This window comes from Mesoflavibacter zeaxanthinifaciens DSM 18436 (genome assembly GCF_000422365.1).
In the GTDB taxonomy this organism is placed as follows: domain Bacteria; phylum Bacteroidota; class Bacteroidia; order Flavobacteriales; family Flavobacteriaceae; genus Mesoflavibacter; species Mesoflavibacter zeaxanthinifaciens.
In genome coordinates this window covers 369157-381844 of the sequence record NZ_AULQ01000001.1, presented here as the reverse complement: position 1 = coordinate 381844, position 12688 = coordinate 369157, and the positions used below count along the sequence as shown (strand labels likewise).

Below are 12688 nucleotides of genomic sequence, written 5' to 3'. Positions count from 1 at the left end.
TTTATAAATTCAATGAGGTTGAAAATTACTCAATTTCTTCGTAATCTACATACTCACCAACATTTTTATTTGAAGATTTATTTTCTGGCATTTTGTCTATAGTCACTTCACCTTCTTTATTAATTGGTTCTTGACGTTGTTGATTAAATGCACCACCAAAACGTTGTTCAGCTTTTTTGGCAGCGTATTTAAATAAGACAGGCGCAAAAATTCTTGATAGGATTTTAAATCCGTAGTAAATTAATAATATTATTAAAATGGTTCTTAATAAACCCATAATTCAAATTTTATTCTATAAATACAAAAATACAATTCTCTAATTTTAATTTCGTTATTTAATAGCTAAAAAAAATATAAAATCTCTATATTTGACTTTAAACAAATAGCTATGCTTAACCCAAAATTCTATTGTAAATACATATTATTTTTCTTCAGTATTTCAGCATTTTCTCAGTATACAGAAGTTATAAACTCTAACAGACCTGGCGAGTCTAAAAGCGCTTTTGCTGTTGGTGTAAATGTTGGTCAAATTGAAGCTGGACCTTACACTGTAAACGAAAAACATACACCTTTAAAGAATGAAGCTAAAGGTTTTGGTATTGACTTTGCTTTACGCTACGGTTTACTTTGGGAAGAGTTAGAAATTAATCTAGAAGGAACTTATCAAAACGATACTTTTACAGATAATAGATCTTCACTTTCTCCAAATGAAACAAACCGATCTAACTTTAGAAACTTTGCTTTAGGAGCCAAGTATTTAGTCTATGATCCTTATAAAAATAAAGAAGAAGAAAAACCTAATTTATATAGTTATCATGCTAATAGAAAATTTAAGTGGAGTAATTTAATTCCTGCAGTAGCTGTTTACGGTGGCGTTAATTTGGATGCAAAAGATAATATTTACGTTCCTTATTCTAACCCATTTACAAGTCCTGCTTATGAAGGTGGCGTTAATTTTAAAGCTATGGTTGCTACGCAAAATAACTTTAGTAGCGGTTGGGTGTTTGTCACTAACTTTTCTATGGAAAGGTTAGGCACAGATTTTTCTAGCTTTCAATATATTTTAACACTAACAAAAGCTCTAAACGAAAAATTTGTTCTATTCGGAGAAACTCAAGGTATTAGCGGAGATTATTATGCCGATAATTTATTTAGATTTGGTGGAGCTTACCTTTTCGGAAAAGATTTTCAGTTAGATACAGCACTTACATTTAATACTAAAGATACACCTTCTGTGTTTAGTTTAAACTTTGGTGCATCTTACAGGCTTGATTTTCATAAAGATCCTAAAGTAGATAATGGTACTAATGTGATGGATGAATACGAAAGAAAAGCTAACAGAAACAGAAATAAGAAAAAGAAAAAAGGTGATGACAATAATGCTGACGATGGAAAACGCAAGAAAGAAACACAAGTCATCAATTTTGACGACGAATAATCCTATTTTATAATCTATGATAACCATTAAAGAAGTAAAGTCTAAAGCAGATTATAAAGCTTTTGTAAAATTTCCTTTTAAAATCTATAACGATTGTAAGTATTGGATTCCGCCAATAATAAGTCAAGAATTAGAGGTTTTTAACACTGAAAAAAACCCTGTGTTTAATGATGCAGAAGCAACATTATTATTAGCTTACAAAGAAGGTAAAATAGTTGGTCGTGTAGCTGCGATTATTAATTGGTTAGAAGTAAACAAACAAGGCGATAAAAAAATGCGCTTTGGTTGGTTTGATTTTATTGATGACTTAGAGGTTAGTAAAGCATTAATAGAAGAAGTAATCAAGATAGGAAAGAACAATAATTTAGAGTTTGTTGAAGGTCCTGTAGGTTTCTCTAACTTAGATAAAGTTGGTGTTTTGATTGAAGGGTTTGATTATCCTAACGACATGATTACTTGGTATAACTATCCTTATTACCAAAAGCATTATCAAACGTTAGGCTTTAATATTGAAAAAACTTATATAGAAAGCACCTTTAAATTTAGTAATGTAAATCCTGAAGCTTTTAGTAAAATTCAGGATTTAGTTAAAAGACGTTACAAATTAAAACCACTTAATTTTACTAAGACTAAAGAGATAATGCCTTACGTAGATAAGATGTTTGACTTGTTTAATCTGTCTTATTCTAAACTATCTTCCTTTGTTGAAATTACAGATATTCAAAAAGAATATTTTAAGAAAAAATACATCAATTTTATTAATCCAGAATACATCAAATTTGTTGTAGATCAAGAAAATAATCTAGTAGCTTTTGCTATTGTTATGCCTAGGTTTACTGAAGCATTAAAAGAAATGAATGGTAAATTATTTCCTTTTGGATTTTTAAAACTTTTAAAAGCTAAAAAAGAAAGTAAGAGCGTAAACTTTTATTTAATTGGTGTACATCCTGATTATCAAAACAAAGGTGTACACGGTATTATTTTTAACGAATACTACCCTATTTTTAAAGAAAAGGGTATAGAAGATTGTTACCGCACGCCAGAATTAGAAAACAATGAAGCTATACATAAAATCTGGAAAAACTTTGATCCAAAAATTATAAAAAAACGAAGCACTTACAGAAAAACATTATAGATAAAAAAATCCGATTTAAATATTTAAATCGGATTTTTTATTTTGTATGTAAGGGAAAATTATTCGCCCATTGCTTTTATTAATGCTGCAGACATACGCTTGTAAGTTCCATTTACAAGACGTTCTCTAATTGCATCAAAAGCATCTAATGTTTCATTTACATCTTCTAAAGTATGAGTCGCAGTAGGAATCATACGTAATAAGATTAATCCTTTTGGTATTACTGGATAAACAACTATAGAACAGAAAATACCATAATTTTCTCTTAAATCTTTAACTAACGCCATAGCTTCTGGAATACTTCCGTTAAGGTATACAGGAGTTACACAACTTTGTGTAGTACCTATATCAAAACCACGCTCTTTTAACCCAGATTGTAAAGCGTCTACAATTTTCCATAAGTTTTGTTTTAACTCAGGCATTGTGCGTAACATATCTAAACGCTTTAAAGCTCCTTCTACTAATTGCATTTGTAGAGACTTTGCAAACATTTGAGAACGTAAATTATATTTTAAATAATCTATAATCTCTTGATCTGCTGCAATAAATGCTCCTGTACTAGCCATAGATTTTGCAAAAGTTGCAAAATACACATCAATATCGTCTTGTACACCTTGCTCTTCTCCTGCTCCTGCTCCTGTTGCACCTAATGTTCCAAATCCATGAGCATCATCTACAAATAATCTAAAGTTGAATTTTTCTTTTAAAGCTACAATTTCTTTTAAACGTCCTTGCTCACCACGCATACCAAAAACACCTTCAGAAATCACTAAGATTCCTCCACCTGTTTGCTCTGCCATTTTTGTAGCACGTTCTAAGTTTTTTTCTAAACTTTCTATATCATTATGCTTGTAAGTAAATCGCTTACCATGATGTAATCTAACTCCATCTATTATACATGCATGTGCATCTACATCATAAACAATAATATCGTCTTTAGATACTAACGCATCTACTGTAGATACCATTCCTTGGTAACCAAAATTTAATAAGTAAGCCGCTTCTTTGTTAACAAATTCTGCTAATTCATTTTGAAGTTTTTCGTGTAAATCTGTGTGACCAGACATCATACGTGCTCCCATAGGATAAGCAGAACCATATTTTGCTGCTGCTTCTGCATCTACCTTTCTTACTTCTGGGTGATTTGCCAAACCTAAGTAATCGTTGATACTCCAAGTAATTACTTCTTTACCTTGAAATTTCATACGATTAGAAATTTGTCCTTCTAATTTTGGAAATACAAAGTAACCTTCTGCTTGCGACGCCCATTTTCCTAACGGTCCTTTGTCTTTGTATATTTTCTCAAATAAGTCTTTCATCTTTAAATGATTATTAAGCCTATGGCTTAAGCTATTAGTATTTAGTTAGATTGGGCAAAATTAGGCAATTTTACTATTCTTGCATAATAAATTGTCAATCTGTTATTAACAAAAAAGTTAACCAAAATGAATTTTCATTATGGCTAACTTTAATTTTATATTTTTTACACGTTACTTAACGTATTGAATGCTTTGTGCTGCTGCTTCATTTTGACTATCAAAAAAGCCTTGGTCGTTCATCCATTTATCACTATAAACCTTACTCATGTATCTTGAACCATGATCAGGAAAGATAACTACTACCTTGTCTGTTGGTTTAAAGTAGTCCTCTTCGTTTAGTTGCTTTAAGGCTTGCATTGCTGCTCCAGAAGTATACCCTACAAATAAACCTTCTGTTAATGCTATTTCTCTTGCTGTATGTGCACTTTCTTCGTCTGTTACTTTAACAAACTTATCAATAACATCAAAATCTGTAGCTGTAGGTATTAAATTTTTACCTAAACCTTCAATACGATATGGATAGATTTCATCTTTATCAAACTCACGTGTTTCATGGTATTTTTTTAATACTGAACCGTAAGCATCTACACCAATAATTTTGATGTTTGGATTTTGTTCTTTTAAGTATTTTGCTGTACCAGAAATTGTTCCTCCTGTACCACTACAAGCTACTAAATGTGTAATTTGACCTTCAGTTTGATTCCAAATTTCTGGACCTGTAGAATTGTAATGTGCATCTAAATTTAGTTGATTAAAGTATTGGTTAATGTAAACCGATCCTTTAATCTCGCTATGTAATCGTTTTGCTACTTCGTAATAACTTCTTGGGTCATCTGCACTTACGTTTGCTGGACAAACATATACTTTTGCACCCATAGTTTTAAGCATGTCTATTTTATCTGCTGAAGACTTAGAACTTACTGCTAAAATACAATCGTAACCTTTAATAACACTTACCATTGCTAAACTAAATCCTGTGTTACCAGAAGTAGTTTCTATGATGGTGTCACCTGGTTTGATTATACCTTGCTTTTCTGCTTGTTCAATAATGTATAATGCTATTCGATCTTTTGAAGAATGACCTGGGTTAAAAGCTTCTACCTTAGCATGGTAGTTTCCTTTAAACTCAGTCGCCATTTTGTTTAGTTTTATTAGCGGCGTATTACCTATTAGATCTAATGCGCTATTAAAAACTTGTTTACTTTGTTCCATAAATGCTGTTTAAAAGCTACTTATTTTTTGGTTTTAATTACTAAAACCTGACAAAAATAAGCATTTTTTTTTATTAATCGGTAATTCCTTCTAAATAGAATAAAAAAGCATATTCTAAAGCAACTTCTTTTAAAGCTTCAAATCTACCGGATGCGCCACCATGTCCTGCATCCATGTCTGTTTTTAACAATAACAAATTATTGTCTGTTTTTAATTCTCTTAATTTTGCTACCCATTTAGCTGGTTCCCAATACTGTACTTGAGAATCGTGTAGTCCTGTAGTGACTAATAAATTAGGATATTCTTTTTCTTTTACATTATCATACGGTGAATAGGATTTCATGTAATGATAATAATCTTTATTGTTAGGATTACCCCATTCGTCATACTCTCCTGTGGTTAATGGAATAGTGTCATCTAACATAGTTGTTACCACATCTACAAAAGGTACTGCTGCAATAACACCTTTATATAATTTGGGGTTTAAGTTTATTACTGCTCCCATTAATAATCCTCCTGCACTTCCTCCCATTGCGTATAAATGCTCTGAAGATGTATATTTTTTATCAATTAAATATTTTGAACAATCTATAAAATCTGTAAATGTGTTCATTTTTTTTAGAAGTTTACCATCTTCATACCATGGTCTTCCTAAGTATTCGCTACCTCTAATATGAGCTATTACATATATAAAACCTCTATCTAACAGACTTAATCTTATTGTGGAAAAATAAGGATCTATTGTAGAGCCGTAACTTCCATAAGCATATTGAAGCAAAGGATTTGTTCCATCTAATTTGATACCTTTTTTATAAACAACAGACATTGGTATTTTTTTTCCGTCTCTGGCTGTCGCCCAAATCCTTTCGGAAGTGTAATTGTTTTTATCAAAACTTTTATCTAATACCTCTTGTTCCTTTTTAATTTCTTTAGTTTTAGTCTTAAAATTATAGTCTATTACAGAACTTGGTTGTGCTAATGCATTAAATGTATACCTTAAAACATTACTATTAAAATCTGGGTTATTACCTATGCTTGCTGTATAAGTTTCGCTTTCAAAATCAAGATAGTAATCTTCTTTTTTATCCCAACTTATTATACGTAAGTGGTTTAGTCCATTTTTACGCTCGTTAACGACTAAATAATTTTTAAAAATTTCAATGTCTTCTACTAGGACGTCTTCTCTGTGAGGTATTATATCTACCCAATTTTCTTTTGCTGTAGCTGTTTCTAATGTTTTTTGGACTTTAAAATTAGTCGCTCCATCTTTATTGGTTATTATGTAAAAACTATCATCATAATGAGCTATAGAGTATTCTAGATTTCGTTCTCTAGATTGAAACACTTTAAAATCGCCTTCAGGATTATTAGCTGGTAATATTTGATATTCAGAAGTTTGTGTACTAGAGCTTCCAATAATTAAGTATTTTCTTGATTTAGACTTGTAAACATATGTATGAAAGGTTTCATCTTCTTCAATAAAAACCAATCTATCATCTTCAACCTTTTCTCCTATTTTATGACTGAAAATTTTATCCGATCTTAAAGTAACTTCATCTTTTTTAGCATAGAAAATAGTTTTATTATCACTAGCCCAAGTAGAACTTCCCGTTGTATTTTCTATAGTATCATCTAAAATCTCTCCAGTAATTAAATTTTTAATTTTTATGGTATATTGTCTACGACTAACAGTATCTATTGAAAATGATACTAACGTATTATCTTCACTTACAGAAAAACCACCTAACTTAAAGTATGAATAGCCTTTAGCCATTTGGTTACAATCAAACAAAATTTCTTCTTTTGCTTCTAAAGTTTCCTTTTTTCTGGTGTAAATTGGGTAATCTTTTCCTTGCTCAAATTTGGTGATATACCAGTATCCATTAAATTTATATGGTACACTTTGGTCATCTTCTTTTATTCGAGATTTCATCTCTTCAAAAAGAGATTTCTGAAAACTTTCTGTAGATTTTAATACTGCATTGGTATAATCATTTTCTGCGTTCAAGTATTCTAAAACGTCTTTATCTTCTCTTTGATTAAGCCAATAATAATTATCTACTCTTACATCATTATGTATGGTAAGCTCTTTTTTTATTTTTTTTGCTTTTGGAGCTATTAATTCAGAATTAAAATCTGTCATTTTAAGTTCTTTTTTTTTAGGAAAAGCAAATGTAAAGTTAAATAACAAAACAGCTAAATCATTTAATGAATAATTGAGTTGAAATTTATCTATTGAAATTAATAAATTTGCAGTTATAATTTAAAAACTAATAAAGATGTTTGGAGACCTAATGGGAATGATGGGTAAGCTTAAAGAAACCCAAAAAAAAGTTGAAGAAACTAAAAAGCGTTTAAATACTGTTTTAGTTGATGAAAAAAGTAATGACAACCTATTGCAAGTCACATTAACAGCCAATAGAGAGATAAAATCTATTAACATTGATAATGCATTACTAAAAGACAAAGAACAATTGGAAGACTATTTAATTTTAACTTTAAATAAAGCAATTACAAAAGCTACAGAAGTACATGAAACAGAAGTAGCTGCTGTTGCTAAAGATGGTATGCCAAATATACCTGGCATGGACATGTTTAAATAATAGTGTAAACAAAAAAAGGAAGCCAAATGGCTTCCTTTTTTATTATGTCTTTCTACTCTTATTTAGAGTTGATAACTCTAAACTGAGTACGTCTGTTTGCTAAGTGTTCTCTTTCTGTGCAAGATACACCATCAGAACATCTGTTAGTTAATCTTGACTCACCATAACCGTTAGAAGTAATTCTTGAAGAATTAATTCCTTTAGAAATTAAATAATTAGTTACAGCTTGTGCTCTTCTCTCTGATAATAATCTATTAGATTCTTTAGATCCTCTTGAGTCTGTATGAGAAGCAATCTCTACAGATACACCATCTGCTAATACTGGTAATAATTTAGCATCTATCTCTGCTTTTGCTGCAGGTGTTAAAGTTGCAGAACCTAAATTCCAGTTTATGTTAAGGTCATTATATTCTACTAACTTACAGTCAACTTCTTTCCACGTTGTTAAACCTCCTTTAGTTTGTAAAACTTCTTTTGTAACTGTCTTATTAACAGCCGGTACAACAGACTCTTCTACTCTAGCATCTGAAGCTAAAACAGTTTTCTTGATTGTAGAACGTTTCTCAGCTATATCTATAGTTCTTGTAGTTGGAGGTGTAGACATAACCACACGCTTCATTGTTTGAGTAACTTCTGGAATGGTAACTACACGAGTTGTTTCTGGAGTAATGATTTTTTTCTTAACTGTTTTTGTAACAGCAGGAATATCTATAACTCTTGTTGTAGGAGGTGTAACCATTACAACACGCTCCATAGTTTTAGTTTTTGCAGGCACTTCGATAACTCTTGTCGTTGGAGGAGTAACCATTACTGTTTTCTTAACTGTTTTTGTAACAGCAGGAATATCAATAACTCTTGTTGTTGCAGGAGTTTCTATAACTTTTTGAGTATAAGTAGCCATACCACAATCATCTGCTCCTCCATTAGAATTATCACATCCTGGAGTAGTTATTACAGAAGCATCTGAAGCTAATTCAGTAGTATTTATTGTAATGTTTTGTGCTGGTACACTTTTATAACACCAGTATCTACAATCGTTAGGATCACTTGATTGGCACTCTGCAGCTGGTGTATCGCTCATTTCCCACTTTGCAGTTGCAGGTTTAACCTCTATAACTTGGTAACTAGAAGTAAATTTAGCTGGTACAACTTTTAAAGTGTTACCAAATTCTCTTTTCTTATATGTAATAGTTTGTGTTCCCCAAACAGCAGGAATTACTTCTAATTTTTGACTTGCAGATTGAACAACTACTGTTTCTTCTCTTGTTTCGTATTTAGCAGGAATAACCTCTAAACGTTGCGTTGCTGGTTGAGTTACTACTTCAAAAGTACGAGTTTCGTAAACAGCTGGAACTACCTCTAATCTTTGGCTAGCTTCTTGTACAACAACAGTTTCCTCTTCGTAAGAAACTGATGATGGTATGATTTCTAATTTTTGACTTGCCTCTTGTACTACTACATCAAAATTCTGAGTTTCGTACTTTGCTGGAACTACTGATAATTCTGTTCCTGCTTTTTGCACAATAACTTCTTCTGTTACCGTGTTGTAACTAGCTGGCACAACAGATAGCTTTTTATAAGCTGGTGCCACTTGTACTGTTACATCTTGGTTTACCCATACATCTGGAGTAACACAACGAACGTAACATTTTCCTGGTTCAGGATTTGTTGGTAAGTCTTGTGCAAATACTGCTGTACAGGCTACAAAAGACAAAATCGTTAGTAATACTTTTTTCATTTTTTGTTAATTTAAGTTTATAAATAGATTAATAAAAGACTATAAATTAGCATTTTACAACTAATTTCAGACAAAAAAAGCACTATTCAAACTTATTTTAACATTAACTGTTAAGAAAAACCAAAAAATCGATAAAATGCATAAAAAAACGACATAAGCAACTTTTAAATAATATTAAATTTATATTCAAAAAAGTGACTTAATTACATTTTCTAACATATCAACTTCATTATCAGTAATTTCCAAATGTGTTACCATTCTTAGTTTGTTATTTCCCATATTGGTAATAAGAATTTTATTGTCAGAAAGCGATTTCAAAAACTTTTCGCTTGTTTCTTCATACAATTCAAAAATAACGATGTTTGTTTCTACTGACTCTACATTTTTAACGTAATTAGATTGTTGTAATAATTCTGCTATATACTTTGCTTTTTTATGGTCTTCGGCTAATCTTTCAATATTATTATCTAAAGCATACAAACCTGCAGCAGCAAGAAAACCTACTTGTCTCATGCCTCCACCTAATATCTTTCTAATTCGTATTGCGTTTTCCATAATTGCTTTATCACCTACTAAAACGGATCCAACAGGACAACCTAAACCTTTACTTAAGCAAACAGATATGGTATCAAAAGCTTTACCGTATTGTTCTGTAGTTTCTTCTTTTGCTACTAAAGCATTCCATAATCTTGCACCATCTAAATGAAATCCTAAGTTATGTGTTTTACAAAGTGATTTTATTTTTAATATTTCGTCAAAATCCCAACATGCGCCGCCACCTTTGTTTGTGGTATTTTCAATTTCGACTAATCTGGTTAACGGACTATGATAAAAATCTGGTGGATTTATTGCTTCTTCAACCTGTTTTGCAGTAAACATTCCTCGATTACCATCTATTAATTTACAAGAAACACCACTATTGAAAGATGCGCCACCACCTTCATAATTAAAAATATGAGCATATTTATCGCAAATTACTTGGTCACCAGGATTGGTGTGTAATTTAATAGCAGTTTGATTAGCCATAGTCCCACTAGGAAAAAACAATGCTTTTTCTTTTCCAAAAAGATTAGCTATTTTTTCTTCTAAAGCGTTAACAGTTTCATCTTCATTATACACATCATCACCAACTTTAGCCTGCATCATTGCCTCAAGCATTTTTGGTGTTGGTTTAGTTACCGTATCACTTCTTAAATCTATAATCATTAGTATATTTTTTTAGAGATAAAACTATAAATATTGTTTTAATAAATTTTAGAATCTTACTAATAATTTTATTTTTGTTTCAAACAATATATTATATGATTACAACAGATCAAATTAAAGATCTTAATAAACGCCTTAAGTCTTTAAGGCAATATCTTTGACTTAGATGCAAAGACAATAGAGCTTCGTAACGAAGAAGAAAAAACATTTGACCCGAATTTTTGGAATGATTCTAAAGCTGCAGAGCAAGTCATGAAATCCATCAGAGAAAAGAAAAAATGGATAGAAGACTATGACAATGCTAAAACTTATATTGAAGATTTAGAAGTTATATACGAGTTTTTTAAAGAAGAGGAAGCTAGCTTAGAAGATGTAGAATCTAGGTTTGAAAAAGCAGAAACTGCTATAGAAAATCTTGAATTTAAAAATATGCTTTCTGAAGAAGGTGATAGCCTTAGCGCTGTTTTACAAATAACAGCTGGTGCTGGTGGTACAGAAAGCTGCGATTGGGCAAGTATGCTTATGCGTATGTATTTAATGTACGCAGAAAAAAATGGTTTTAAGGTAAAAGAACTTAACTCTCAAGAAGGTGATGTTGCTGGTATAAAAACAGTGACTTTAGAAATTGAAGGCGACTTTGCTTTTGGTTGGTTAAAAGGAGAAAACGGTGTTCATAGATTAGTAAGAATTTCGCCATTTGATAGTAACGCAAAACGACATACAAGTTTTGCTTCTGTTTATGTTTATCCTTTGGTTGATGATACTATTGAAATCGAAATTAACCCAGCAGATATAGAAATTACCACCGCTAGATCAAGTGGTGCCGGAGGACAAAATGTAAATAAAGTTGAAACTAAAGTACAATTAACACACAAACCTACTGGAATTCAAATTTCATGCTCAGAAACACGATCGCAACATGATAACCGTGCTCGTGCCTTACAAATGCTAAAATCTCAGCTTTATGAAATTGAACTTCAAAAACAAATGGCACAACGTGATGATATTGAAGCTGGTAAAATGAAAATTGAATGGGGAAGCCAAATACGAAACTATGTTATGCATCCATACAAGTTAGTTAAAGATGTACGTTCTGGTCACGAAACTGGTAATGTAGATGCTGTAATGGATGGTCATATAGAACCATTTTTAAAGTCTTATTTAATGATGATGGGGCAACAAACCGAAGACAATAATAATCTTTAAAAAATTAATATGATTAAAATATATCACAACCCAAGATGTAGAAAATCTAGAGAAGGATTACAAATTCTTGAAGAATCAGGTAAAGATTTTGAAATTGTTAAATATTTAGAAAATACGCCTACAAAAGAAGAACTTTCTGACATCATAGAACTACTAGGTATTAAACCAATTGACCTAGTTAGAAAAAATGAATCTATTTGGAAAGAAAACTACAAAAACAAACAATTATTTGATAATGAAACAATTACAATAATGATTGAAAATCCTAAGTTAATAGAACGACCAATTGTTGTAAATAAAAATAAAGCTATTGTTGGTAGACCACCTGAAAATATTAAAAAAATTATTTAAATTGTATCGCTATTAATCATTAATATTTAAAACCATAAATAATTATAGAGTAATAAAATTTCCCCTTAAACAATAATGATAGTAATATATCACAACCCAGACTCTCCAAACTCAAATAAGTGTTTAGAAATTTTAGAGACAAGTAAACATGATCAAGAAGCTATCAAATATCAGGATAAACCTTTAGATAAAATAAAACTTCAAAAAATAATAAAGCTTCTTAAAATTAATCCAGAAGAACTAATTAGGAAAGAAAGTAAAGTCTGGAAAGAAAATTTTGATCACTTACATCAAGATAATCATAAGTTTAATAACGAAGAGCTTTTGGATCTAATGGTTGAGTATCAAGAAATTATTGAAAGACCAATAATCATTAACGGAGAAAAAGCCGTAATAGGAAAACCTGCAAAACGTATTTTTGATATTATTCCAGACTAATTAACGTACGTTAACACTATTCATTTTTATTTAACAAAGCTT

Annotated in this window: 12 protein-coding genes; 6 read left to right on the top strand and 6 right to left on the bottom strand. The window is 30.8% G+C overall.

What is annotated here, in order from left to right; translation table 11 throughout:
* Window positions 1–25: 25 nt before the first annotated feature.
* Window positions 26–277 carry a DUF4834 family protein gene (locus tag H574_RS0101835; RefSeq protein ID WP_027878912.1) on the bottom strand — a complete coding sequence of 84 codons (252 nt, stop codon included), beginning with the start codon at window positions 275–277 and terminating at the stop codon, window positions 26–28.
* Window positions 278–388: 111 nt separating this feature from the next.
* On the opposite strand from H574_RS0101835, the gene H574_RS0101830 reads away from it, so the two are divergent.
* Together H574_RS0101830 and H574_RS0101825 are read left to right on the top strand one after the other, a co-directional pair.
* Window positions 389–1438 (top strand): transporter, encoded by a 1050-nt coding sequence (locus tag H574_RS0101830; RefSeq protein ID WP_027878911.1) that lies wholly within the window; start codon window positions 389–391, stop codon window positions 1436–1438.
* A gap of 16 nt (window positions 1439–1454) precedes the next feature.
* Entirely contained in the window at window positions 1455–2573 is a 1119-nt protein-coding gene (locus tag H574_RS0101825) for a hypothetical protein (RefSeq protein WP_027878910.1), read from the top strand.
* Window positions 2574–2632: 59 nt separating this feature from the next.
* On the opposite strand, the gene capB is transcribed toward H574_RS0101825, so the two are convergent.
* The 3 genes from capB to H574_RS0101810 all read right to left on the bottom strand — a co-directional run bounded on the left by capB (window position 2633) and on the right by H574_RS0101810 (window position 7247).
* Window positions 2633–3892, bottom strand: a complete 1260-nt coding sequence (gene capB / locus H574_RS0101820; protein ID WP_027878909.1) for a cysteate-C-fatty acyltransferase — start codon at window positions 3890–3892, stop codon at window positions 2633–2635.
* A gap of 171 nt (window positions 3893–4063) precedes the next feature.
* Window positions 4064–5104 (bottom strand): cysteate synthase, encoded by a 1041-nt coding sequence (capA, locus tag H574_RS0101815; RefSeq protein WP_027878908.1) that lies wholly within the window; start codon window positions 5102–5104, stop codon window positions 4064–4066.
* 73 nt (window positions 5105–5177) lie between these two features.
* Entirely contained in the window at window positions 5178–7247 is a 2070-nt protein-coding gene (locus H574_RS0101810) for a S9 family peptidase (RefSeq protein WP_036226905.1), read from the bottom strand.
* Between the two features lie 136 nt (window positions 7248–7383).
* Here H574_RS0101810 and H574_RS0101805 point away from each other — a divergent pair, with 136 nt between their 5' ends.
* Complete coding sequence (locus H574_RS0101805; RefSeq protein WP_027878906.1) at window positions 7384–7707, top strand: YbaB/EbfC family nucleoid-associated protein; 324 nt, start codon at window positions 7384–7386, stop codon at window positions 7705–7707.
* Window positions 7708–7765: 58 nt separating this feature from the next.
* Here H574_RS0101805 and H574_RS14835 read toward each other — a convergent pair whose 3' ends face one another.
* Together H574_RS14835 and H574_RS0101795 are read right to left on the bottom strand one after the other, a co-directional pair.
* Window positions 7766–9445 carry an OmpA family protein gene (locus H574_RS14835; RefSeq protein WP_027878905.1) on the bottom strand — a complete coding sequence of 560 codons (1680 nt, stop codon included), beginning with the start codon at window positions 9443–9445 and terminating at the stop codon, window positions 7766–7768.
* 186 nt (window positions 9446–9631) lie between these two features.
* Complete coding sequence (locus H574_RS0101795; RefSeq protein ID WP_027878904.1) at window positions 9632–10651, bottom strand: threonine aldolase family protein; 1020 nt, start codon at window positions 10649–10651, stop codon at window positions 9632–9634.
* A 95-nt stretch (window positions 10652–10746) separates the two neighbouring features.
* On the opposite strand from H574_RS0101795, the gene prfB reads away from it, so the two are divergent.
* From prfB to H574_RS0101780, 3 genes are all read left to right on the top strand, one after another.
* Window positions 10747–11857 (top strand): peptide chain release factor 2 gene (gene prfB / locus H574_RS0101790; protein WP_155912556.1). Its coding sequence is split into 2 segments (ribosomal slippage): window positions 10747–10809 and window positions 10811–11857, totalling 1110 coding nucleotides; the frame shifts between segments, so codons are not numbered across the junction.
* 9 nt (window positions 11858–11866) lie between these two features.
* Window positions 11867–12208 carry an arsenate reductase (glutaredoxin) gene (gene arsC / locus H574_RS0101785; RefSeq protein WP_027878902.1) on the top strand — a complete coding sequence of 114 codons (342 nt, stop codon included), beginning with the start codon at window positions 11867–11869 and terminating at the stop codon, window positions 12206–12208.
* 75 nt (window positions 12209–12283) lie between these two features.
* Window positions 12284–12646 carry an ArsC/Spx/MgsR family protein gene (locus H574_RS0101780; protein WP_027878901.1) on the top strand — a complete coding sequence of 121 codons (363 nt, stop codon included), beginning with the start codon at window positions 12284–12286 and terminating at the stop codon, window positions 12644–12646.
* The last annotated feature ends 42 nt before the right edge of the window (window positions 12647–12688 follow it).